At 59.6% G+C, this 24,636-nt stretch carries 21 protein-coding genes and 1 pseudogene; 8 read left to right on the forward strand and 14 right to left on the reverse strand.

The features are described 5' to 3' along the window. Positions 1–3 precede the first annotated feature (3 nt). From G3A56_RS18845 to G3A56_RS18870, 6 genes are all read left to right on the forward strand, one after another. On the forward strand, positions 4–1,377 hold the full coding sequence (locus tag G3A56_RS18845) for an aspartate aminotransferase family protein (protein ID WP_082185681.1): 1,374 nt from the start codon (positions 4–6) through the stop codon (positions 1,375–1,377). A 286-nt stretch (positions 1,378–1,663) separates the two neighbouring features. After that, the gene (locus G3A56_RS18850; RefSeq protein WP_425503384.1) at positions 1,664–2,347 is read left to right on the forward strand and encodes an HAD-IA family hydrolase; all 684 of its coding nucleotides are present in this window, start codon (positions 1,664–1,666) and stop codon (positions 2,345–2,347) included. A gap of 94 nt (positions 2,348–2,441) precedes the next feature. Next, positions 2,442–4,052 carry an ABC transporter substrate-binding protein gene (locus G3A56_RS18855; RefSeq protein WP_082186061.1) on the forward strand — a complete coding sequence of 537 codons (1,611 nt, stop codon included), beginning with the start codon at positions 2,442–2,444 and terminating at the stop codon, positions 4,050–4,052. Between the two features lie 192 nt (positions 4,053–4,244). Further along, positions 4,245–5,195 (forward strand): ABC transporter permease, encoded by a 951-nt coding sequence (locus G3A56_RS18860; RefSeq protein ID WP_003500438.1) that lies wholly within the window; start codon positions 4,245–4,247, stop codon positions 5,193–5,195. Then, positions 5,195–6,046 carry an ABC transporter permease gene (locus G3A56_RS18865; protein ID WP_082185679.1) on the forward strand — a complete coding sequence of 284 codons (852 nt, stop codon included), beginning with the start codon at positions 5,195–5,197 and terminating at the stop codon, positions 6,044–6,046. The genes G3A56_RS18860 and G3A56_RS18865 overlap by 1 nt, the downstream gene beginning before the upstream one ends. Beyond that, positions 6,046–7,701, forward strand: a complete 1,656-nt coding sequence (locus G3A56_RS18870; RefSeq protein WP_164056777.1) for an ABC transporter ATP-binding protein — start codon at positions 6,046–6,048, stop codon at positions 7,699–7,701. Before G3A56_RS18865 ends, G3A56_RS18870 begins: the two co-directional genes overlap by 1 nt. Positions 7,702–7,860: 159 nt before the next feature. On the opposite strand, the gene G3A56_RS18875 is transcribed toward G3A56_RS18870, so the two are convergent. Continuing rightward, positions 7,861–8,337: an Lrp/AsnC family transcriptional regulator gene (locus G3A56_RS18875; protein WP_035243534.1), complete on the reverse strand. Its 477-nt coding sequence runs from the start codon at positions 8,335–8,337 to the stop codon at positions 7,861–7,863. Between the two features lie 229 nt (positions 8,338–8,566). Here G3A56_RS18875 and G3A56_RS18880 point away from each other — a divergent pair, with 229 nt between their 5' ends. Then, positions 8,567–9,892, forward strand: coding sequence for an NAD(P)/FAD-dependent oxidoreductase (locus G3A56_RS18880; RefSeq protein ID WP_082185677.1), 1,326 nt, complete (start codon positions 8,567–8,569; stop codon positions 9,890–9,892). An 88-nt stretch (positions 9,893–9,980) separates the two neighbouring features. Here G3A56_RS18880 and G3A56_RS18885 read toward each other — a convergent pair whose 3' ends face one another. From G3A56_RS18885 to G3A56_RS18915, 7 genes and pseudogenes are all read right to left on the reverse strand, one after another. Then, complete coding sequence (locus G3A56_RS18885; RefSeq protein WP_082185676.1) at positions 9,981–10,916, reverse strand: ABC transporter substrate-binding protein; 936 nt, start codon at positions 10,914–10,916, stop codon at positions 9,981–9,983. A gap of 129 nt (positions 10,917–11,045) precedes the next feature. Then, positions 11,046–11,984, reverse strand: a complete 939-nt coding sequence (locus G3A56_RS18890; RefSeq protein ID WP_082185675.1) for an ABC transporter substrate-binding protein — start codon at positions 11,982–11,984, stop codon at positions 11,046–11,048. 24 nt (positions 11,985–12,008) lie between these two features. Further along, positions 12,009–13,814 carry an amino acid ABC transporter permease/ATP-binding protein gene (locus G3A56_RS29355; RefSeq protein ID WP_082185674.1) on the reverse strand — a complete coding sequence of 602 codons (1,806 nt, stop codon included), beginning with the start codon at positions 13,812–13,814 and terminating at the stop codon, positions 12,009–12,011. 13 nt (positions 13,815–13,827) lie between these two features. Beyond that, entirely contained in the window at positions 13,828–14,385 is a 558-nt protein-coding gene (locus G3A56_RS18900; protein WP_082185673.1) for a GNAT family N-acetyltransferase, read from the reverse strand. 23 nt (positions 14,386–14,408) lie between these two features. Then, positions 14,409–15,595, reverse strand: a pseudogene (locus G3A56_RS18905) (M20 aminoacylase family protein). A gap of 84 nt (positions 15,596–15,679) precedes the next feature. After that, a complete protein-coding gene (locus G3A56_RS18910; protein WP_082185671.1) occupies positions 15,680–17,020 on the reverse strand; it encodes an LLM class flavin-dependent oxidoreductase in 1,341 nt (446 codons plus the stop codon). 23 nt (positions 17,021–17,043) lie between these two features. Beyond that, on the reverse strand, positions 17,044–18,048 hold the full coding sequence (locus G3A56_RS18915; RefSeq protein ID WP_167373942.1) for an LLM class flavin-dependent oxidoreductase: 1,005 nt from the start codon (positions 18,046–18,048) through the stop codon (positions 17,044–17,046). A 305-nt stretch (positions 18,049–18,353) separates the two neighbouring features. On the opposite strand from G3A56_RS18915, the gene G3A56_RS18920 reads away from it, so the two are divergent. Continuing rightward, positions 18,354–18,803, forward strand: a complete 450-nt coding sequence (locus tag G3A56_RS18920) for an RrF2 family transcriptional regulator (protein WP_003506886.1) — start codon at positions 18,354–18,356, stop codon at positions 18,801–18,803. A gap of 7 nt (positions 18,804–18,810) precedes the next feature. Here the strand turns inward: G3A56_RS18920 and G3A56_RS18925 are convergent, their stop codons facing one another. The 6 genes from G3A56_RS18925 to G3A56_RS18950 form a co-directional block, all read right to left on the reverse strand. Further along, positions 18,811–19,755 (reverse strand): acyl-CoA dehydrogenase family protein, encoded by a 945-nt coding sequence (locus G3A56_RS18925; protein WP_035221176.1) that lies wholly within the window; start codon positions 19,753–19,755, stop codon positions 18,811–18,813. A 51-nt stretch (positions 19,756–19,806) separates the two neighbouring features. Continuing rightward, positions 19,807–20,352 (reverse strand): flavin reductase family protein, encoded by a 546-nt coding sequence (locus G3A56_RS18930; RefSeq protein ID WP_082185669.1) that lies wholly within the window; start codon positions 20,350–20,352, stop codon positions 19,807–19,809. A 202-nt stretch (positions 20,353–20,554) separates the two neighbouring features. Beyond that, positions 20,555–21,724 (reverse strand): FMNH2-dependent alkanesulfonate monooxygenase, encoded by a 1,170-nt coding sequence (ssuD, locus tag G3A56_RS18935; protein WP_082185668.1) that lies wholly within the window; start codon positions 21,722–21,724, stop codon positions 20,555–20,557. A gap of 167 nt (positions 21,725–21,891) precedes the next feature. Further along, positions 21,892–22,089 (reverse strand): hypothetical protein, encoded by a 198-nt coding sequence (locus tag G3A56_RS18940; protein ID WP_082185667.1) that lies wholly within the window; start codon positions 22,087–22,089, stop codon positions 21,892–21,894. A 209-nt stretch (positions 22,090–22,298) separates the two neighbouring features. Beyond that, the gene (locus G3A56_RS18945; RefSeq protein ID WP_082186060.1) at positions 22,299–23,480 is read right to left on the reverse strand and encodes a YeeE/YedE family protein; all 1,182 of its coding nucleotides are present in this window, start codon (positions 23,478–23,480) and stop codon (positions 22,299–22,301) included. A gap of 79 nt (positions 23,481–23,559) precedes the next feature. After that, positions 23,560–24,489 carry a sulfurtransferase gene (locus tag G3A56_RS18950; protein WP_082185666.1) on the reverse strand — a complete coding sequence of 310 codons (930 nt, stop codon included), beginning with the start codon at positions 24,487–24,489 and terminating at the stop codon, positions 23,560–23,562. Positions 24,490–24,636 lie beyond the last annotated feature (147 nt).

Here is a 24,636-nt window from a genome sequence, read left to right on the forward strand (position 1 = left end):
CCCATGTTAAGCAATTCACTGATCGAACTGGACCGCGCCCATCTGGTCCACCCCGTCTCTTCGTTCCGCGGCCATGAAAAGCTAGGCGTGCGGGTGCTGAAGTCGGCAAAGGGCGCCACCATCACCGATATGACCGGCCACCAGCTGATCGACGGTTTTGCCGGCCTCTGGTGCGTCAATGCCGGTTATGGTCATGACAGCATCGTCGAGGCGGCTGCAAAGCAGATGCGCGAATTGCCCTATGCCACCGCCTATTTCGACATTGGCAGCGAACCGGCCATTCGGCTGGCCTCCGAACTTGCCGACCGTGCGCCCGGCGATCTAAACCACGTCTACTTCACGCTTGGTGGATCCGACGCGGTGGACAGCACCATCCGCTTCATCCGCTATTACTGGCACGCAAAGGGTGAGCCGCAGCGCGATCAGTTCATCTCCATCGAACAAGGGTACCACGGCTCCACCACAGCCGGCTCCGGCCTGACCGCCCTGCCCGCCTTCCATGCCGGGTTCGGCGTGCCTTACGACTGGCAGCACAAAATCCCGTCGCATTATGCCTATCGCAATCCGGTCGGCGACGATCCCGCCGCCATCATCGCCTCTTCGCTGCAAATCCTGAAAGACAAGATCGAGGCTATCGGGCCGGAGCGGGTCGCCGCCTTTTATGCCGAGCCCATTCAGGGTTCGGGCGGCGTTCTCGTACCGCCGACTGGCTGGATCAAGGCCATCCGCGACCTTTGCAGTTCTTACGGCATTCTCTTCGTCGCCGACGAAGTGATTACCGGCTTCGGCCGCACAGGACCGTTGTTTGCCTGTGCCGACGAGGATATCGTGCCGGACTTCATCACCGCCGCCAAGGGCCTCACCTCCGGTTATGTGCCGATGGGCGCCGTCTTCATGGCCGATCATGTTTATGATACAATAGCCGACTTTGCGGGCGATGCGGCTGTCGGGCATGGTTACACCTATTCCGCCCATCCCGTCAGCGCCGCGGTTGGCCTCGAAGTGCTGAAACTCTACGAAGGCGGGCTGCTGGAAAATGGCCGTCGCGCCGGTGCGCGGCTGATGGCCGGGCTGGAAGGATTGAGAAGCCACCCGCTGGTCGGCGATGTTCGCGGCCGCGGCATGCTCGCTGCCATCGAGCTTGTGACCGACAAGGAAAAGAAGACCCCGCTGCCGGCTGCGGCAGTTCCGGCGCGCAAGGTGTTCGATCGCGCCTGGGAGAACGGTCTGATCGTGCGCGCCTTCGCCAACGGCACCCTCGGTTATGCGCCGCCGCTCTGCTGCACCGATGACGAGATCGACGCCATTATCGAACGAACGCTGAAAACCCTCGACCAGACACTCGAGGACCCGGCTGTGCGGGCCGCCATGGCCTGAGGCCACACGCGAATTGCGTTGCGACACCGTCTCGAAATGTCGCAACGCCATACATATTCGCAATATTCTGCCGAAGAGCCGATCCTTTTCGGCGAATCCGGCGTGCTGGAAGTGCCAAACTACCCTTGGAAAAAGCACCAAACGCCATGAAAACAGGCGTAATCAAGAAAGGGAACGGGGCAAGGATCCCGTCCGGGAACAGAATAAAATGCCGTAGCCTTCCCAAGAGGCCAGGGCGGCAGAGCGGAGACCGACATTGCCCAAAAAACTGAACGACTTCAAATATATGAGCTTCGACGTTGTGGGAACTCTCATCGATTTCGAAGGCGGCCTTAAATCGACGCTGATCCAGATTGGCGCTGAAAACGGGGTCGAGGTGGACGGTGAAAAGGCACTCGGCCTTTACCGTGCGGCGCGTTACTCCGACGCAACCGACCTGTTTCCCGACGATCTCGTCCGCGTCTATCTGATCATCGCTCCGGAACTGGGCCTGCCGGGGGAGCGCGCCCTTGGCGAGCGCCTGCGCGATGCTGCCCGGAACTGGAAGGGTTTCGAGGACAGCCGTGCGGCCATGGCCGAGCTTGCAAAGACGCACCGCCTCATCGCCATGACCAATGCCCAGCGCTGGGCCTTCGAATATTTCTCGAAAGAACTCGGCAGTCCTTTTCATGCCGCTTTCACCGCGGATGATACCGGCACGGAAAAGCCGGATCCCGCATTCTTCGAGAAGGTTTTCGCTTTCGTTGAAAGCGAAGGCGCATCGAAGGACGACATTCTGCACGTTGCGCAAAGCCAGTACCACGATATCGGCATTTCACGGAAACTCGGAATGACCAATTGCTGGATCGAGCGACGCCACGCCCAGAAGGGATATGGCGGCACGATCGAGCCGGAAAACTTTACCGAACCGGACTATCACTTCACGTCCATGGCCGGCCTTGCGGAGGCCGTGCGACAGGCGGGCGGCTGAACCGCCTTTGCCGATGGCATGGCGCGAACTGGGACGCGACATGCCGGAAATCTTTGCAGACGCCATTTCAACAAACATACAAAAGGGGAAGACCATGAGTGACAGGATTACAAACTGGACCCGCTCTGACGATGCCGCCGTTGAACAGGCGATCCGTCGCGGCGCGACGCGGCGAGAGCTGCTTCACATGATGCTGGCCGGCGGCGTTGCGCTTTCCGCCGGTTCGGCCATTCTCGGCCGCGCCTCGCAGGCCGTGGCGGCCACCCCCGTTTCCGGCGGCACGCTGAAGGCGGCCGGCTGGTCCGCCTCCACGGCCGACACGCTCGACCCTGCAAAGGCGTCGCTTTCCACGGACTACGTGCGTTGCTGCGCACTCTACAACCGATTGAGCTTCCTTGATATTTCCGGCACTCCACAGATGGAGCTTGCCGAATCCATCGAAACGAAGGACGCCAAGACCTGGACCGTAAAGCTGCGTTCCGGCGTCACGTTCCATGACGGCAAGGCGCTGACCGCAGACGACGTGGTCTATTCGCTGAAACGCCATCTCGATCCGGCCGTCGGTTCCAAGGTTGCCAAGATCGCCGCCCAGATGACCGGCTTCAAGGCCCTCGACAAGAGCACCGTCGAGATTACACTCGCAAATGCGAATGCCGACCTGCCGGCCATCCTCGCCTTGCACCACTTCATGATCGTCGCCGATGGCACCACGGATTTCTCCAAGGGCAACGGCACCGGCGCCTTCAAGCTTGAGAAATTCGAGCCGGGCGTACGTTCGGTCATGGCCAAGAATGCCAATTACTGGAAGTCCGGTGGCCCACACGTCGACAGCTTCGAGTTCTTCGCGATCGCCGAAGACAATGCCCGCGTCAACGCACTCATTTCGGGCGATATCCACCTTGCGGCAGCCATCAATCCACGTTCGCTACGCCTGCTCGACAAGCAGGAGGGTATCGTTCTGTCCAAGGGCACGTCCGGCAACTATACCAACCTCAACATGCGGCTGGACCAGGCACCGGGCAACAATGCCGATTTCGTCGCCGGCATGAAGTCGATCGTCAATCGCGAGCAGATCGTCAAGGCGGCTCTGCGTGGTCTCGGTGAAGTCGGCAATGACCAGCCCGTGCCGCCGATGAGCCCCTACCACAATCCGGACCTGAAGCCGAAAGCCTTCGATCCCGACAAGGCGAAGTTCCACTTCGAAAAAGCGGGTCTCATCGGCCAGTCCATCCCGGTCATCACCTCGGATGCCGCAAACTCCGCCGTAGACATGGCGATGATCATCCAGGCGTCCGCCGCGGAAATCGGCGTCAAGCTGGATGTGCAGCGTGTTCCCTCCGATGGTTACTGGAGCAATTACTGGCTGAAGGCGCCGGTTCACTTCGGCAACATCAACCCGCGCCCGACGCCGGACATTCTGTTCTCGCTGCTTTACGCCTCCGATGCGCCATGGAACGAAAGCCAGTACAAGTCGCCGAAGTTCGACAAGATGATGCTCGAAGCACGCGGCATGCTGGACATGGAAAAGCGCAAGCAGATCTACTTCGAGATGGAAACGATGATCGCCGACGAAGCCGGCACCATCATTCCCGCCTATATTACCAATGTCGATGCCATCACCTCCAAGCTGAAGGGTCTGGAAGCCAATCCGCTCGGCGGCATGATGGGTTACGCCTTTGCTGAATACGTCTGGCTCGAAGCCTGATAGACCAAATGGGGCCGGGTGCTGAAAAGTACCCGGCAACGTTCCGCCAGTGCGGAAAGCCTAGCGCATCGGGCAGAAGATCATGTTCGATTTTCTTCTATAGCGATTCGTGGATTCAAAGAGTTAGAGCGTTTATGCGTCCTGTAGGATGCGAGGCGCTCTAATGGCCAGGCAGGTCGCAGGAGCATGTGAATGAACAGCCGGATATTGTCCCTTATTGCCAGGCGGCTGGTCGTCATGTTGACGACCCTGCTTATCGTGTCGTTTATCGTCTTTTCCGCCACCAGCCTGCTGCCCGGCGACACGGCGACGATCCTTCTCGGCCAGTCGGCGACGCCTGAAGCCGTCGCCGGTCTGCGCACCGCCATGCATCTTGATGACCCGGCCCTCCTGCGTTTCGTTCGCTGGCTTTTCGGCCTGCTGCAGGGCGAGCTCGGCACCTCCTACGCCAATAATATGGCGATCGCCGACCTCATCGGCCCGCGTTTCGTCAACTCCATGAAGCTTGCCGGCATCACCACACTCATCGCCGTACCGCTGGCCCTGACGCTTGGCATCAGCTCCGCCATGCTGCGTGGGACGCTTTATGACCGCGCCGTCACGATCCTCACCATCGGCGTCATTTCCGTGCCGGAATTCATGATAGCGACGCTGGCCGTGTTGCTTTTCGCTGTCTATCTCAAATGGCTGCCGGCCCTGTCGCTCATCAGCGAGGTCCATAGCGTGTTCGATATGCTGCGCGTTTACGCCATGCCGGTCATCACCCTCACCTTCGTGGTGTCGGCGCAGATGATCCGCATGAGCCGCGCCGCCGTCATTGAGACGCTTGATACGCCCTATGTGGAAATGGCGCTTTTAAAGGGCGCACCGCGCATGCGGATCGTGCTGCGCCACGCGCTGCCCAATGCGCTCGGCCCGATCGTCAATGCGGTGGCATTGTCGCTCTCCTATCTCGTGGGCGGCGTCATCATCGTCGAGACCATCTTCAACTATCCGGGTATCGCCAAGCTGATGGTCGATGGTGTCGCGACGCGCGACCTGCCGCTGATCCAGAGCTGCGCGATGATTTTCTGCGTGGGTTATCTCCTCCTCATCACCACGGCTGATATCATCGCCATCATGTCCAATCCGAGGCTGCGCTGATGGCCGATCATATCAACACAACTTCGGGGACTTCGCGTTTGGGTTACAGGATCAACGCAGTCGGTGTTTTCGGCTTTCTCGTCATTTTCCTCTGGGCGATGGTTGCGATATTTGCGCCCTATCTCATCCCCCATCCGGTTGGTGAAATCGTCGATCTCGATTATTTCGGCCCCATGACCTCCAACCTCTGGCTCGGTTCCGATTATCTCGGCCGCGATGTCTTTTCCCGCATTCTCATGGGCGCACGTTTCACGGTTGGCATCTCGCTTGCGGCGGTCACGATCGCCTGCGTGTCCGGCGTCGTTCTCGGCATGTGCGCCGCCGTCGTCGGCGGCTGGTTCGATGCGGCGCTCAGCCGTTTTCTCGATGCGGTGAACTCCATTCCGAGCAAGCTCTTCGGCCTTGTGGTGGTTGCCGCTGTCGGCTCGTCCATCCCGGTGCTGATCGTCACCCTGTCGGTGATCTATACGCCGGGCGCCTATCGTTTCGCCCGGGCGCTCGCGGTCAACATCAATACCATGGACTTCGTCACCGTCGCCCGGGTGCGTGGCGAGAGCCTGCTCTATCTCATCGGCTCCGAAATCCTGCCGAACATCATCCGCCCCGTGCTTGCGGATCTTGGCGTGCGCTTCGTCTTCATCGTGCTGCTTCTGTCGGGCCTCTCCTTCCTCGGCCTCGGCCTGCAGCCGCCGAATGCCGACTGGGGCGCGCTGGTGCGTGAAAACATCGGCGGCCTGCCCTTTGCCGCGCCGGCAGTGATCTTCCCGTCGCTGGCGATTGCCAGCCTGACGATCAGCGTCAATCTGCTGATCGACAATCTGCCGCAGAAAATCCGCGACAGGAGCCAGTAATGACCAATCTCGTTGAAATCCGTGGACTGAAAGTCGAGGCGACCACCGATTCCGGCCGCCGCATCCAGATCATCAAGGGCGTCGATATCGATATAGCCGAAGGCGAGATCGTCGCACTGATCGGCGAAAGCGGCTCCGGCAAGACCACAATCGCGCTGACATTGATGGGTTATGCCCGTCCGGGCTGCCGCATTTCCGGCGGTAGCGTGACCGTGGCGGGTCGCGACATGGTGCAGCTTTCGGAAGCCGAACGCGCCAGAATCCGCGGCACGAAAATCTCCTACGTCCCTCAGAGTGCGGCGGCCGCCTTCAACCCGGCGCAAAAGATCATCGATCAGGTCATTGAAGTCACCCGCATCCATCATTTGATGCCGCCGCAGGAGGCACGCGTCAAAGCGGTAGAACTCTTCAAGGCCCTGTCGCTTCCCAATCCGGAAACCATCGGCGAGCGTTATCCGCATCAGGTTTCCGGCGGTCAGCTGCAGCGTCTCTCCGCCGCCATGGCGCTGATCGGCAACCCGGAACTGGTGATCTTCGACGAACCGACCACGGCACTCGACGTGACGACACAGATCGAGGTTCTGCGCGCTTTCAAATCGGCAATGCGCAAGGGTGGCATCGGCGGCGTTTATGTGTCCCACGATCTTGCCGTTGTCGCCCAGATCGCCGACCGGATCGTGGTGCTGAAAGGCGGCGAGGTTCAGGAAACCGGCACGACCACGGACATTCTGGAGAATGCGCAGCATCCTTATACGCGCGAGTTGCTGACCGCCTTTAACGACAAGGTGCGCGCGGTCGCGCCGCTCGCACAGAGCCAGGCGACACCGCTCCTCGATATCGAAAGTCTGATCGCCGGCTACGGCACGAAAGGCGACGACCGGATGCCGCTGGTGCGTGCGGTCGATTCCGTCAGCCTTGCGGTTTATCCCGGCCGCAATCTTGGCATCATCGGCGAATCCGGCTGCGGAAAATCGACGCTGGCGCGCGCCATTGCCGGCATTCTGCCCGCCGCGAGCGGTCATGTCATCTTCGAAGGAAAGCAACTGGATGCCGATGCGCGCAGACGCACCAGCGATCAGCTGCGCCGCATGCAGATCGTTTTCCAATATGCCGATACCGCGCTTAACCCGTCAAAACCCATCGAGGACATTCTCGGCCGGCCGCTGACCTTCTATCATGGCATGCGAGGCAAGGCCCGCGACGTCCGGATCGACGAACTTCTGGATATGGTGAAGCTGCCGCGCTCGGTCCGCCACCGCCACCCTTCCGGCCTGTCAGGCGGGCAGAAACAGCGCGTCAACTTCGCCCGCGCGCTGGCAGCCGAACCGTCGTTCATCATCTGCGATGAAATCACCTCGGCACTGGATACGGTCGTCGCAGCCGCCATCATCGACCTGCTCGGTGAATTACAGCGGGAGCTCAACCTCTCCTATATTTTCATCAGCCACGATCTTTCGGTGGTGGAAACCATCTGCGACGAAATCGTTGTGATGTATGGCGGGCAGAAGGTGGAGCATCTGGCGACCGAAGCGATCAAATCACCGACGCATCCCTATTCGAAGCTCCTGTTTTCCTCGGTGCCGAAGCTCGACCCGAAATGGCTCGACAATCTCCAGCAGGATGCGGAACTGGTGCGGGCGTTTTCCAAGAGGTGATAGGCCGGAAGCTGCCCGGATTACGACGTAAGCACGCCGCGAAAAACTTCGACGTCATCCTCGCCCTTGAAGCGAGGATCCATCCATCTCGACGGGCTATGGATCCTCGGGTCGAGCCCGAGGATGACGTCGAGATTGGGGAAGAGACGCCCTTTTATTTCAAAGAGGAAACAGGCTCGTCAGTGGCATATGCGCTTTGATGATCGGTGATTTCAGCACCACGAAGCTGAAATATTTGTCTATGCCGACATCCATGTCCGTCAGGCGCTCCATGATCGACTGATATTCGACAATGCCGGACGTGACGAATTTCAACAGATAATCGTAACCGCCGGAAACGAGATGGCATTCCACCACCTGGTCGATCTTTTCAACGACGCCGAGAAAGCGGGCAAAATCGATCTGGCGGTGGTTCTTGAGCGTGATTTCAGTGAAGACCGTCAGGGTCTGGCCGAGCTTGTTGATGTTGATCTGCGCCGAATAGCCTTCGATATACCCTTCGGCCTGAAGCTTCTTGACCCGCATCAGACAGGGGCTTGGCGAGAGATTGACAAGCTCCGCCAGTTCCACATTGGTGATGCGCCCGTTCTTCTGGAGCTCGTAGAGGATCTTGATATCGATCCGGTCAAGTTTCATCACGTGAGGAACCCCTTTTTTGTTTTTTGAGCACACAGCATAAAATTCTGACGTGGCAATGGAAATCTTATCACATGCGCAAGCCCTGTCGACGCGGGGATATTTTTTTCATCCAGCATAAAGAGTTGCAGACGTGGCCCTGAACAGCAGGAGATTCCGGCAATCGGCCCAGTCTGGCAGCGTTTACCCGGCGACCAAGGTAAATTAGTAGGAAGATAAGGAGCCCCATATGCCTGCGCCGCTGCAACAGATCACGACCTCGCCGGAATTGCCGAAATCCGCGGACGCCGTCATTATCGGTGGCGGCATCGTCGGCGTTTTCGCTGCCTATTACCTCGCGCGGCGCGGCCTGAAAGTGGCTCTTGTCGAAAAAGGCCTTATTGGCGCGGAGCAATCCAGCCGTAACTGGGGTTGGTGCCGGCAGCAGAACCGCGACGCACGCGAATTGCCGATTTCGACGCAGAGCCTGACGCTTTGGGATCAATTTGCTGCCGAAAGCGGTGAGGACACCGGTTTTCGCCGCTGCGGATTGTTTTACCTGAGCGACAACGAGGCCGAACTTGCGGGCTGGGCGCGCTGGCGCGATTTTGCCATCACCGCGGGCGTAACAACCCATATGCTGAGTACGGATGAGGCAAGCGAACGCGGACGCGCCACAGGCAAACGCTGGAAGGGCGGCGTCTTTTCGCCAACGGACGGCACGGCCGATCCTTCGATGGCGGCACCCGCCGTTGCGCGCGCCATCATGAAACTGGGTGGCACGGTGCATCAGAATTGCGCGGCGCGCGGTCTGGAGACGGAAGGCGGCCGCGTCAGTGCCGTCATCACCGAAAAAGGCACCATCCGCACCAAAACCGCCATCATGTCCGGAGGTGCCTGGGCATCCTCTTTCTGCCGCCAGTTGGGCATTCGATTTCCGCAGGCCTCCGTGCGTTCCTCCATCCTATCGGTCACACCGGGTGCGGAAGACCTGCCGGATGCGTTGCATACCACAGCCGTTTCGGCCACACGGCGTAAAAACGGCGGTTACACCCTTGCGATCAGCGGCCTTGGGCGCATCGACCCAACCGCACAGCAAATGCGATTCGCGCGCGAATTCGTGCCGATGTTCCTCAAGCGCTGGCGCAGCCTGCGTCCGGGCGGGCTGGAGGGTATCCGTGGCGGCCATGAAACGTTGAAACATTGGCGGCTCGATGCGCCGACGCCGATGGAACGAGTTCGCATTCTCGATCCGAAACCGAATGCCGCCGCCATCCAGGAGACCCACAAAAGGGCACTGGAACTCCTGCCCGCCCTTCGCAAAACCCAGATTTCCGCCGCCTGGGCCGGTTTCATCGACAGCACGCCGGATGGTGTGCCCGCCATCGGTGAGACCAGCGAATTGCCCGGCTTCATCCTCGCCGCCGGCTTCAGCGGACACGGTTTCGGCATCGGCCCGGGCGCTGGCCATCTGATCGCCGATATCGTCACGGGTTCAAACCCGATCGTCGATCCTGCTCCCTATCACCCCAGCCGTTTCCTTGGTTCATCCTGGGGCAAGGTCGCGGATTTTTGATTCTTCTGCCTGGAGCGGTTGGCGGACAGAACGATACCCGCAAAGCGTAGCCTGCGGGTATTGCCGTCCGCCGCATTTCTTCGACCGGTCAGCTTTTCGGCAGGCCGGGTGGGTTGGTACGCGATTCCGGCAAGGCCTCTTCCGCAAGCTGCCAGCGGTCCAGTATCTTCGCGTAAGCGCCGCTCTTGATCAGATCATTGGTGGCCAGCGTCAGGGCATCGGCCAGTCCCGAACCCTTGCGGGTGGTGATGGCGACATCGGAACGCTCCGGCCAGCCGGCGGAGAGCGTTCCGACACGCTTGATGGTCTTGTCGCGCGCCGCGATGAAGACCAGCTGCGCATGCGGCTGGACGATCACATCCGCCCGCCCGGCAGAAAGCGCGACAAGCCGGGTGGCCTCGTCATCGTAATATTGCAGTTCGAGCGGCTTAAGTCCGGCGGCGACGTTCTCGTCGTTCCATTTCAGCAGAATGCGCTCCTGATTGGTGCCGGCGCCGACGATGATCCTCAGGCCCGCCGCATCCTTCGGTTCTTTGATGGCGGTGATGCCGCTATCGGACTTGACGAAAAACCCGTGCAGGCCCTGACGATAGGTGGAAAAGTCGAACTTCTCCTTGCGCTGTTCGGTCACCCCGACATTGGAGATGACAGCATCGTATTTGCCCGAGGCAAGCCCCAGCGGCCAGTCGGCCCAGGCCACCGCCACCAATTCCAGCTCGAGGCCAAGACTGTCAGCCACCGCAAGCGCATAGTCCGGATCGGCCCCGACCACCGTCTTTGCGTCCGTCGCATAGGTCGCGAGCGGGGGGCCTCCGGGTGCAACCGCGACGGTGAGTTTGCCCGGGGTAATGAATTTGAAATCTTTCGGAATGGCAGCAATCGCGGTGGGGTCTTTTTCAACCCTGATCCGGCCGGGCTGGTCCGGCGACAGATCGAAAACATCCGTTGCAAAGGCCGGTCCGAAACCGGCGATGGAGAGAAGAGCACCGAGCGCGGCTGTCGCTAGACGAGAGGTGAAAGTCATTCTGGTTTCCCGATAAAATGATTGCGGGACGGAGGTAGCGCGGACGGGAGGAGCCCGCGCTACCGGCTGAGTGATGTCCCACCTTCAACTCAGCGTGTTGGCAACTCCGCTTTTTTGGAAAATCGGCGGTTAGCTCTTGGGCAGGCCGGGCGGATTGGTGCGGGATTCGGTGATGGCCTCAGAGCCAAGGTTCCAGCGGGCAAGAACCTTGCCGTAGTTGCCGTTCTTGATCTGGGCGTTCACCGCCGCCGTGATGGCTTCGGCAATGCCGGCATCCTTTTTGGAGGCGACGGCGATTTCCGCCGCTTCCGGCCATCCGCCGGAGAAGGTGCCGACGAGCCTGGTCTTCTTCTGGCTTGCCGCCTGAAAGGCCGAGGTTGCGTTGGGGCCAAGATAGGCGTCCGCGCGGCCGGATTGCAGGGCAACGTCAAGCACGGCCTGATCGTCGTAATATTGCACCTCTGTGTCGGGCAAGCCCTTGGCCTTGTTATCCTTGATCCATTTCAGCAGGATCTGTTCCTGATTGGTGGCTGCACCGACGATGACCTTCAGCCCGGCCACGTCCTCAGGCTTGCTGACGGTCGTCACCTTGCTGTTATTGCCCACGTAAAAGCCGAGCAGGTCGTTGCGGTAGCTGGAAAAATCGAACTTTTCCTTGCGCGCTTCCGTCACCGTGATGTTGGAAGTGACGGCATCGTATTTGCCGGATGTCAGACCCAGAGGCCAATCGGCCCATGCGATCGGAACGAGCTGAAGTTCAAGGCCGAGGCTGTCAGCAACCAGCTGGGCGATATCGGGCTCCACGCCAATCGGCGTTTTCGTGTCGCTCGCATAATCGACCAGTGGCAGGCGGAACGGTACGGTCGCGACCGTCAGCTTTCCGTCGGCGATGAACTTGTGGCTGGCCGGAAGAAGCTTGATCGCCTCTTCAACCTTATCGGCGCGCACCCGCCCCTTCTGTTCCGGAGAAAGATCGACCTCCTGCGCGTGTGCGGCCGGGATGAGCGCGGTGGTGGCGGAGAAAAGACCGCCGGCAAGCAATGATAATAGTTTCGATGAAAATGCCATGTGAGTGTTTCCCTTGTTTTTTGGTTAGAGAACTTTTGCGAGGAATTCGGCGGTGCGGGGGTGATCCGGGCTGCTGAACACCTTTTCCGGCGTACCCGTTTCGATGATGCGGCCCTGCTCCATGAAGACGACCCTGTCGGAGACTTCGCGGGCAAAACCGATTTCATGGGTAACGATGATGAGCGTGACACCGGAGCGCGAAAGCTCCTTGATGACGTCAAGCACCTCGTTGACGAGTTCAGGATCGAGCGCGGATGTCGGCTCGTCGAACAGCAGCACCTTCGGTCGCAATGCCAGCGCCCGGGCAATCGCCACGCGCTGTTGCTGCCCGCCGGAAAGCTGGCGAGGATAGGCGCCGGCTTTTTCGGCAAGGCCGACGCGGGCCAGAAGATCGCGCGCCTCGGCCTCGGCCTGCTCTTTCGAAATGCCTCGAACGGCGATGGGCGCTTCGATGATGTTTTCAAGCGCAGTCAGATGCGGGAACAGGTTGAAGCTCTGGAACACCATGCCCACTTCGGCGCGGCGCTTGAGGATTTCGCGTTCCTTCAGTTCGTAAAGCGTGTCGCCCTTTTGACGATAACCGACCAGTTCGCCGTCTATGGCGATGAAACCGTCATCGACGCGCTCCAGATGGTTGATGGAGCGCAGCAAGGTGGACTTGCCGGAGCCGGACTGACCGAGAATGGTGGTGACACTGCCCGCCGGAATGGAAAGGCTGATATCATCCAGCACCTTGAGCGACCCGAAGGATTTGGAAACGCCGTGGATGTTGACCGACCCGCCACGATTTCCGAGCTGGAAGCTGGCGGCAGGGGTGGGTGCCGCGCGCTCGGGCCTGGTCGCAACCGACACCGCCGTTTCCACGGTTTCAGGCAAAGGCTTGCGTGGCAGGAAGGTACGGTAGATCGTGGCGAACAGGGACGGCGGCGGGTTGCGCAGCGCACCGCGTGAAAAATGCCGCTCGATATGGTGCTGAACAATCGAAAGCGCAGTCAGGATCACCAGATACCAAACGGTCGCGACCATCAGCAGCGGGATCACTTCCAGATTGCGGCGATAGATGATCTGGATGGTATAGAACAGCTCCGGCAGGGCTAGGATATAGACCTGCGACGTGCCCTTGGCGAGGCCGATGATATCATTGAAAGCGGTAGGCAGGATGGAGCGCATCGCCTGCGGCAGAACGATGCGGGACGCCTGCCGCCGCCGGGGAAGACCAAGTGCTGCGGCAGCTTCCAGCTGGCCCTGATCGACCGAAAGGATGCCGCCACGCACGATTTCGGATGCGAAGGCGGCCTGATTGAGCGTCAGCCCCAGAACGGCCGCCGCAAAAGGCGTCATCAGCTGCGTCGTATTCCAGCTGAAGAAATTGATGCCGGTATAGGGAACGCCGATCGTCACCGTTTCATAGAGATAACCGAGATTGTTGAGGATCAGCAGCAGCACGATCAAAGGGATCGACCGGAAAATCCAGATATAGGTCCAGGAGACGGCAACCAGCAGCGGCGAGCGCGAAACGCGGGCAAGCGCCAGCAGTGTTCCGAGCACAAAACCGAACAGCGCACCGAGCGCGGTGAGCAGCAGCGTCCTGCCAAGACCGACCAACACCGGTTCGGCGAAAAACCATTCCGCAAAGACATCCCAGCCCCAGCGCGGATTGCCGAAGATGGAATGCAGAACGGCCGCTATGATGAGAACGGAGAAGACCGTGCCCACCGTTCGCAAGGGATAACGGGCCGGAACGATGCGAAAATGGGCATAACCACCCTTGATCGGCTCACCCTTCTGCTCGCTCACCGCCACATGCGGAAAATCAGAGGCTATCGTCATCGGGAAAAACCTTTCACGGGTGGGCCGGGGAAGATTGCGGCCGGGCGGCCGGTATCGGCGTGCCCTCCGCACCAGAGGCGGAGGCGGCATCGGAAAGCCATTTTTCGAAAGGCAGCGTCTTGATCGTCTCGGGATCGGCAGTTGTGTCGAACAAAGCGCGATAGCCGTTGGTCAGATAAAGGCCCACCGCTTCCGGCTGACGGAAGCCCGTAGTCAGATAGGCGCGGGCATAACCCTGCCGGATCGCCTGCTGCTCCAACTCCTGAAGCACAATCTTCGCAAGCCCTTGCCGGCGGTAGGCCGAGTGGGTCCAGACCCGCTTGAACTCGGCGCTCTCTTCATCGTAGCGCATGAAGGCGCCGCCGGCGATCGCCTTGCCGCCGCGCAGCAACAACAAGAAATTGCCCGACGGTGGGCTGAAGGCCTCCGGCGGATATTTGTTCATTTCCGCCCTGGCGCCTTCCGCACTGAAATATGTGCCGTAGCGGCTGTCATATTCGAACAGCAGCTCCTCCAGAAGCGGGGCTGCGAGCGGATCCTTGACCGATGTGTAGAGAAAACTGTCGCTCATCTCGTTGTCCTAAACTCGTTGCATCAGGAGAGGTACGCTTCCGCCAGACGCACCCAGAAGCGCGCCGCAGGCGCGATGATGGCATCGTTGAAATCGTAGTGGGGGCTGTGCAGCGGCGCGCTGTCGCCATTGCCGACGAAGAGAAAGGAGCCTGGCCGCTCGAGCAGCATGAACGCGAAATCTTCGCTCGCCGTTCGCGGCTGAAAGCCTTCGGCGACCTGTTCGGCGGGGAAATGCCGCTTGGCGACATCGCGGGCGAAGACTGTCTGCCGGACGTGATTGATGACGGGTGGGAAACCACGGGAATAGGCGACATCGGCGGTTGCGCCGAAGCTTTCCGCCTGCGCTTTCGCAAGGGCGGGAAGCCGCTCCTCGAGCCGGTCGCGAACGGCCGGCGAAAAGGCCCGGGCGGTGATCTGGAGTTCCACACTCTCGGGAATGACATTGGAGGCGGTGCCGCCATGAATTGAGCCCACCGTCAGCACTGCCATTTCCCGCGGATCGACATTGCGCGAGACGATGCTCTGCAAGGCAGTGACAAAACTTGCCGAGGCGAGGACCGGATCGACCGTTTCATGCGGCGCCGCCCCGTGCCCGCCCTTGCCGATGATGCGCACCTTCGCCTTGTCCACGGAGGCCATGGCAGGCCCTCGACGAAGCCGAATTGTCCGGTTTCGACACCCGGCCAATTGTGCAACCCGAACACCGCATCGACGGGAAACCGCTCGAACAGCCGGTCCTTTATCATCGCCCTCGCGCCTGCGCCGATTTCCTCGGCGGGCTGGAAAATCAGCGTCAGCGTACCGGAAAAACTCGATGTTTCAGCAAGGTAACGGGCGGCGGCGAGCAGGATCGTCGTGTGGCCGTCATGACCGCAGGCATGCATCACACCCTGCGTCTGGCTGGCATAGGCAAGGCCGGTCTCCTCGACGATGGGCAGGGCGTCGATATCGGCGCGAATGCCCAGACGTTTGTCACCGTGACCGCGTTTCAGGGTGGCGACGACGCCATGGCCGCCGATGCCCTCCGTCACCTCATATCCGAAAGACAGGAGGTAACGGGCAACAAGCGCCGCCGTGCGTTTTTCCCCCAGCGAAAGCTCCGGATGCCGGTGGAGATCATGCCGGATGGCGATGCTCTCCTCGATAAAAGCAAGGATTCCCCGTTCGGCGTCGTCCTGGGGACGCGCGCCGTCAATGCGGATATTCATGGTTCTGGTCTCCTGCGCCGCGCTTCACCCGCACAGCACGTTTAAATTTTTTTCGGGCGACAACAGCTGCCGCCCGGCCCTACCTCATGCGATAGCCTTGTCGGGGCCGGTTTCGGCGCGGGAATAGATGCTTTCCTTGAAAGGCAGGCCCAGATGCTCACGCAGCGTTGTGCCTTCCAGATGCGGTTCGAAATAACCACGACGCTGAAGCACCGGAATGACGAGGCGGATGAAATCGTCCAGCCCCTCGGCAATGACCGGGAAGCCCAGAATGAAACCATCGGCCGCATCGTGCTCCACCCAGCGGATGATCTCGTCCGCCACCTTGTCCGGGGTTCCGATGAAGCCTTCGCGCGGGGTTGCGGCTTCCAGCGCCGCCTCGCGCAGCGTCTGGTTCTTTTCCTTCGCACGGCGCTTGATGCGGTCGGTCGTCGAACGGAAGCTGTTCTTGCCGATATCTCCGAGTTCGGGGAAAGGCTCGTCCAGCGGATAGACGCTGAAATCGTGATGGTCGAAGAAGCGGCCGAGATAAGCAAGCGCATCCTCGATGGTGATGAGGTTGCGGATGATGTCGTATTTCGCTTCCGCTTCCTCCTGCGTTTCACCGACAATGGGTCCGATGCCGGGGAAAATCTTCACGTCGGAAGCGGACCGGCCCTGCGCGACAGCGCTCTGCTTCACACGTTTCAGGAATGTCTGGTTTTCCTCGAGCGAGGCGGAATTGGTGAAGACGGCATCGGCATGTTTGCCCGCAAGGCCGATACCGGCATCGGAAGAACCGGCCTGGAATACCACCGGCTGGCCCTGCGGCGAACGCTGGATGTTCAGCGGGCCTTCCACCTGGAAGAAACGGCCCTTGTGACCAAGCGTGTGGAGTTTTTGCCGGTCGAAAAATTGCCCCGTCTCACGGTTGCGCACGAAGGCATCATCGTCCCAGCTGTCCCACAGCCCCTTGATCACTTCCAGATATTCATCGGCGATCTCGTAGCGCAGGGCATGTTCGGGATGGTTGCGGCTGTAGTTTTTCGCCGTGCCCTCGAGCGGCGTCGTCACGGCATTCCAGCCGGCCCTGCCGCCGCTCAGAAGATCGAGCGAGGCAAACTGGCGCGCGATGGTGAAAGGATCGCTGTAGGAGGTTGAAACCGTGCCGGCGAGGCCGATCTTCGACGTGACGGAAGCCAGTGCCGAAAGGACGGTCAAAGGCTCGAACCGATTGAGAAAATGCGGAATGGACTTGTCATTGATATAAAGCCCGTCGGCCACGAAGGCGAAGGCAATACCGGCTGCTTCCGCCTTCAGCGCCGTTTTCCTGAAAAAATCGAAGTTGACGCTGGCATTGACCGGGCTTTTCGGGTGCCGCCAGGCGTTCATATGCCCGCCCGGGCCCTGGAGCATGATGCCGAAACGGACTGTCTTTTTCGTCATGTCATTTCCTCCTGAGGACAAGTTCACGCCGCCCTGGAAAGGCGGTGTGTGGCCAGCAATTCGATCGAGGCAAGCCGCTGATCGGCTCCGACATGCGGCGGTTCAATGATGAATTCCTCGATACCGTGTTCATCGGAAAGCGCGCGCAGCGCCTTGTGAATATCCTCCGGCCCGCCGTGCAGGACGTTGGGCTTGCGCTCCTCGATGCGATAATCGGTATCGCCGGACTGGCGGGCAAATTCTTCGGCCTGCTCACGACGGCCAAGATTGAACGCCTTGCCGTCACTGAGGAACACACGGTAGATGCGCTGCCCCTCAACCTGTCTTGCCGCATGGTCCGGATCGCTGGCGGCAAAGACCGAGAGGGCAAGGATCGGCGCTTTCCCGCCGCTTTCCTCGCGGAAAGCCGAGAGGCTGCTGCGAAGAACGTCCGGATCACCATTGAGATGACCGGCAAAGACAAAATTCCATCCTCTGGACGCCGCAAGCCTTGCGCTTTCAGGGCTGGCGCCAAGCAGAAATCTGTCCACAGCAACCGGCGGCACCGGTGTCGCCTGCAACCCCGCCTGCTCATGACCCTGCGGTGCAGCGCCCGAGAGGAACGTGGTGAGTTCACTGAGTGCCGTTTCGAAATCCGTCTTGCGGGCGGGGTCATAGGCCTGCTGCAAGGCGGACGTTGCAAGCGGCAGTCCGCCCGGCGTCTTGCCGATACCAAGATCGACCCGGCCGGGCGCGAGAGAGGACAGCACGTTGAAAACTTCAGCGACCTTGTATGGGCTGTAATGCTGCAGCATCACGCCTCCCGAGCCGACGCGGATACGGGAGGTCTTCGCCAGAATCCACGCAACCAGCGCCTCAGGCGCGGAACCGGCAAGCTCCGGCGAATTGTGATGTTCGGCGACCCAGAAACGGCGGTAACCCAGTTCTTCGGCGCGTCTGGCGAGATTGATCGTGTCGCGGAACGCGCTTGCCGCGTTCTCACCCGTCGGAACCGGGCTCTTGTCCAGCAAACTGAGCGTATACATCATCACCTCGCACGTCTTTTGATGCATACTTTGTCTACTGATTTTATATGCTAATAAAGGACGTTCGTTCCACGTTGCGAGGGGATCAGAGAAAATATTGTTTCCCGCGATGTTTTCAGCAGTTGTCTTTGGCAAAGCAATCCACAACCATGAATACACTGGTGCAAAAAGGCAGGCAAAGAGGCGTTTCCGGTACCGAGCCCGGACGAAACGGGCTTGCGCCGGAATTCGGTAAAAACTACTTAGTAAGTTGAGAACAACATGATCCGGCATTCCAGACTATGCCGGCTCTCTTTTCGGATCATGCAATGCTGACCAAAAAAGGCAAATATGGGTTGAAGGCTCTTGTCGATCTGGCGCGGTTGCCCCAGGGCGAGACCGCCTTCGTGACCGAGATTGCGACCCGTAACAATATTCCGAAAAAATTTCTGGATACGATCCTTCTCGAGCTGCGCAATAGCGGCATCCTGCGCTCCAAGAAGGGACCGAATGGCGGCTATTCGCTCTCGAAAATGCCATCGGAAATCATGATCGGCCAGGTCATCCGCACGCTCGACGGGCCGCTGGCCCCCATTCGCTGTGCCAGCCGCACCGCGTTTGAAGCCTGCGACGACTGTGACGATCCCGAGACCTGTCAGGTCAGGGTTTCGATGACGGACGTGCGCGACGCCATCGCAACAATCCTGGACAATATGACGCTCGCACAATTCGTCGCCAAGGACGGCCAGGACGCACGGTCCATTCCTGCGGGCGAATAGGCTCTGCCTATTGCCGGCGCAGATCGTCCCCCAGAGACGCAATCAACCCGGATTCGCTTACGCCATCGATAAGGCCGAGGCGCGCCATCAGGATCTCCAGCGTGATGGCATTGTTCCTGACCGAGCGAAAGGTGACGTTTTCTGCACCCACCTGCGCCGCATCGATATTGGCCGCCAGCCGGGAGATTTGCGCTTTCAGCAGTTCAATGGCGAGAAAGACTTCGCCGATGACCGGCCGTGTTTCGCCTTCGTCGGCCAGCCTGTCGATCAGGAGCGCGGACAGCTCACGCTGCTTTTCACCCAGTGCCACGGCCGCCTTCAAGAGGGTGGAAACGGAGGCGGCCAGATTTCCAGCCCCCTGAGCAAGGAACGCGACCTGATCGGCACGCAGCAGACCGTCCCATGATGTATTGGGCCGATTGCGCAAAACGACGAGCAGCGTCTGCCCGGCCGCATTGACGGCCGGAACGACGATCCAGTCCGCATCGGCAGTGACCGATCGCATGGCATCGTCAGGAAGCCGCAAGGCATAGTCATCGCCAGTCACCAGCACCGCCTGATCCACACCGGCATCGGACGATGCAAGCGCAAATGTCTCACCAAGATCGAGGCGGGCAAAAAGAGCCTTGCGCTGCTCTTCGCTTCCCGCATTCCGGATGAATTCAAGCGCGGTGAAATGTTCGACGAGGTCATGCGCCGCTGCCGCATCGGCCGCCGAAATAATCGAAAGCGCCTGCGAAAGAACGTCATTGGTTATATCTGCCCCACCCAGCTCATTCGGAACGGAGAGGGCGAGGAGACCGGAACGGGCGATCCGCGCATGGATTTGCCCCGGACTTTCCACGGCGCATTTTTCAGCGATCGTACGGGCGACGGTCAGGACATCGCCATCCGCGCCGAGGCGCGGGGGCACGAAACGAATTCTTTCGCCGAGTGGCGTGACGGATCCCATGCTCAACTCCCTCAAAGAATGACCGCGTGAAAGCGCCGGAAAGGACGGCGCTCAGTCCAGCGAATGATACCGGCCGTTTTGATAGACCAGCGAGTGCCCGGAGCCGAGGCGGATCGCCTCGACCTTGCCGATGACGATGACGTGGCTGTGCCGCTCGATTGCCTCCTCGATGGTGCAGTCGATTGCGGCAACGGCATCCTCGAGAATAGGCGCGCCGCTCGCCAGACGGGTCCATTCCGCGCCACGATAACGCTCTTCCCCTTTCAGGCCGCCGATGCCGGCAAACTGATTGGCGACGAACTGATGGTTCGGGCCGATAATATTTACCGCGAAATGACCGAAACGCTCCACCACGGGCCATGTGGATGAGGAGCGGTTGAGCGCAACCAGAATTCTCGGCGGATCGACCGACAGGGCGGTGGCGGATGTCACCGTGGCACCCGTGCGCGCATCACCCTCGCCTGCCGTGATGACGCTGACACCGCCGCCCAGCGTTCTGAGCGCGGCCTTCAGGCTGTCGGCATCTGGCGCCTTGCCGGAAACGGGATCGCGGAGATTGATGAATTGTTGATCCTTGGCCGCATATTGCAATGTCATCGGTGGCTCCTGAAAACAGCTGATTTGTTCAATAGCTAACAGCGGCGGCGGGGTGTGAAATAGACATCGTTTTCCATAATCGTAATATTCTATAGAAATAATGTTTTATGTAGCCTTTCCCTTTGCCTTCGGGCATCCCGCCGCGTGGGTGTTGCCGGAAACGCAAAGGAAAGACGGCGGAAACCGACGTCCCCGTGATTGATCAGGACCCGGACACCAGCTTGACGTTGCCGCCGTGGCCACCACCACCGAAAACCTGTTTCGAACCGAAGGAGGAGCGGATCTGGTTGCGCGGACCATCAAGCCCGATTTCCGGGAACAGCAGTTCGGATATGCGATAGGCTTCCTCCAGATGCGGATAGCCCGAGGCGATGACGGTATCGATGCCCAGAGCCTGATATTCCCGCAGCCGTGCCGCGACGGTCTTCGGCGAACCGACCAGCGCCGTGCCCGCACCCGAACGGACGAGACCGATGCCCGCCCACAAATTCGGGGAGACTTCCAGCCTGTCGCGACGGCCATTGTGCAGCGCCTGCATTCTGGCCTGCCCAACGGAATCCGAAGCCTTGGAGAAGGCTTCCTGCGCCGAAGCGATGGTTTCGTCGGAAAGCTTTGAAATCAGCTTTTCGGCATCGGCCCAGGCTTCCTCGTCGGTTTCGCGCACGATGAAATGCAGGCGAATGCCGAAGGTCACCTCCCGCCCCTTTTTCGCAGCGGCGGCGCGAACCTTGGCGATTTTTTCCGCCACCTGTGCGGGCGGCTCACCCCAGGTCAGATATTTGTCGGTGATACCCGCCGAGAAATCGATACCGGCATCGGAAGAGCCGCCGAAGTAAATCGGCGGACGCGGTTCCTGCACCGGCGGCAGGCCTAGCTTCGCGCCCTGCGCCTTGATGTATTTGCCGTCGAGTTCCCCCTTGCCGGTTTCGATCAGCGAATTGAAGACCTGGAAGAATTCGTCGGCGTGATCGTAACGCTCGTCATGCGGCAGGAAAATGCCGTCACCGGCCAGTTCCTGCGCGCTGCCGCCAACTACGATGTTGAGAAGCAGCCGCCCATGGGAAACACGGTCGAGCGTGGAGGCCAAGCGAGCATAATAGGCCGGCGAGGCGACGCCCGGACGGATGGCGACGAGGAATTTCAGCCTCTCGGTATAGGCTGCGAGATTGGCCGCAAGGATGAAGGATTCTTCGCAGGCGACGCCGGTCGGAATAAGCACGCCGGAATAACCGAGCCGATCGGCGGCCTGCGCTATTTCCCGGAAATAGCCAGGATCGGCGGGACGCGACAGATCGTCGGAGCCAAGATAGCTGCCGTCTCCCGAGGTGGGTATGAACCACAGAAAATCGAGTGGTTTGTCAGCTGTGCTCATCGACAGGTCCTTTGTAATCCGCCCCTCGGGCAATGCGGCTTGATAAAAAGGGTAGCCAATTCCCCGATGCCTTTAAGAAATTTTGTTCCAATTTCCGTGCCGGGAGGAGAGTTTATCTCCACGGAAAGACCCGGAAGCGACGAAGAGGCGAACAATCTTCCCGCGCGTCACAGGACAGGATAGAGGCCGAGCATCGCGAAATTCATTTCGCAGATCTCTTCCCGTTCAAGTTCAAGATCGCTTTTGTCCTGCCTGAAGCGCCCGGAATGATCCAGCGGATGAGGGTTGCCCTGTTCATCCTCGCGCGAACGTCGCCGCGTCAAACCGAACAGACTGAAAGTAAACGCATGAAATCCCTGCGGCATGTGCGCCTCCTTTGGTCCACTTGCTCTATCCTCCGGCCAGCGCCCGCAATGGTCAATATTTTCCATAAAATTACTATTCTATAATTGGCGGACCATCGGCAAATGTGAACTAAGGCTGAAGCAGCGGGAAAAATTCCGTTCCGAACCGCCAAAAAGGGGATGATGGCGCACGTGCGGGCAAACTGGCAGAGAATTTCGACGGCTGACCTTCACGGCCATGCAAAACGGCGTTTGAAAAGGAGCCCCGCAAAGGCGCCGAAACCGCAAAAAACCAGGAACACCCATCCCGACAGCGCACCCGCATGAATGCCCGACAGCAGCACGCCGATGGTGCAGCCCAGCGCTGTCATCCCTCCCCAGCCCATCAGCACGCCACCGGCAAAACGTGTCGCAAGACCGCCGGCGGAAGGCCAGGACGGCTGAAATTTTCCGGCAGAAAGAGCGGATGCAAAGCTCGCAACAATCAATCCGCCAACGAAGACGCCATTTGGCGACAGGATCGTCATTTTAATGGCGCTGATGCATCCCCGGACCGTATCAAGGCCCGCAAGCGTCTCAGGTACCCAACCTGCCGAAGCCCCGGCTGTTCTGACGATACTGCCGAGTTCGGCCGTTACCCCGAGAGGTGCCACGCGGAAATAGGAAAAGGCGCTGATGGCCGCCACAAGCACCCCCGTGACGACCGGAGGCCAGCGTTCGACGAAAATGCTGCGAAATGCCTGATGCAGCCGACTTGCCGGGATCGCAGCCGAAAGACCGGGAGCTGCCTTATCGAAAAAGAGCACAACGATAATAAGGACGGCCAATAGAGCGCAGGCAATCAACAGCGCCGAGCCATATCCCAGATGGTGTGGTAACCAGACGGGAAGATCGTCGAAAACGGTAAGCGTGTAGAGAAAATTCCAGCTGAGAAATGCCAGCAGAAAACCGAAACCGGCACCGACTATGGCAAGCATCGATCCGAAAGCCCCCTCGCCCAGTCGGTAGAAATGTCCCGACAGGCAGGATCCGGATAGAGCCGCACCCACCCCGAAGACAGTCGACGCAACCGCCAGAATCCAGCCGACCGGACCAATATGTGCATTTGGCGGCAGGCGACCAGGCTGCGGAACCGGCATCCAGGCCATGATGACGATCTGGTAAAACACCACGCCAGCCAGAAGCGCGACAAGGATTGAAACAACACCATCCGAGCGCCTGTTGTCGATGAAATCGCGAAAATTGCAGAGAAAGCAGAAGCGCCCACGCTGCATCACGATGCCGAAAGCGGCACCGGCCAGCAGCGAGAACGCAAGCTGCCTGCCATTTTCAAGCGCCCCGAGCGGATAGGTCGCGGCAGCCAGCGCAGATAAAATGGCGAGTGCCGCGAAACGGAGAGTAATCGAATGCATGAAATACCGGGATCTCGGAAGAACAAATGCCGGCGCGCCATGTCGGCGCACCGGCCAGAAGAATAAAGACGCCTGCGGCTTATTTTCCGGTCCAGACCGTGCCGGTCGGGTTGCTGATCGGAACACCAACCGCATTTCCGTATTCGGTCCATGACCCGTCATAGTTACGGACGTCGTAGCCGAGTATTTTCTTCAGCGCGAACCATGTGTGGCTGGAGCGCTCGCCGATGCGGCAATAGGTGATGACGGGCGTCGAACCGTCGATGCCCTTTTCGGCATAGATGGTCTTGATCTCGTCTGCCGGTTTGAAGGTTCCGTCCTTGTTGACGATGGTGCCCCATGGAACGTTGACGGCGCCGGGAATATGGCCGGCCCGGACGGACAATTCCTTGACGCCATCAGGCGCAAAAATCTTGCCCGAATATTCATCCGCAGAGCGGATATCCACCAGCTTGATGTTGTGCTTACCCTCGGCCACCGCGACAACATCCACGAACCTCGCCCGGACCGACGTGTCGGGCTCACCGAGCTTCAGTTTCGTCTCGACCGTTGCCGGCGCGGATGTGTCTAAAGGCAGGCCCTGCGCCTCCCACAGCTTGCGGCCTCCATCAAGAAGCTTCACCCGGTCACCAAGGCCGTAGGTTTCGAAAATCCAGGCTCCCCAGGCGGCAAACCAGTTATTATTGTCGCCATACAAAACGATCGTCGTATCGTCGCCCACACCGGCCTTCTGCAAAAGGGACTGGAAATTCTCGCGCGCCGCAATGTCGCGCTTTTCTTTGTCCACGAGATCCGTGTGCCAGTTGAGGTTCACCGCGCCGGGAATATGCCCGCGCTCATAGACGCCGGTATCGACGCTTACCTCAAAGACCCGCACTTTCGGATTGTCGAGATTTTCCTTCAGCCAGTCGGCCGTAACCAGCGCTTCCGACGCCCCGGCTGCGGCCAACGACACCGTCGACAACAACAATCCGCCGAGAGCCGACGTTACAAGCTTGATTCTGGACATTTCCTTACCCCTTCCTGATTTGATGACCGATAAAAGGTGACAACAAAACCTGATGGAGCGAAGAAACACTTTTTCATATTTTCTGTAGAAAATAAATACAGTCACCCAAAAACAATCAAAAGGTGAGATTCAAAATTTTATAAGAAA

The organism is Rhizobium oryzihabitans (assembly GCF_010669145.1).
Classification (GTDB): Bacteria; Pseudomonadota; Alphaproteobacteria; order Rhizobiales; family Rhizobiaceae; genus Agrobacterium; species Agrobacterium oryzihabitans.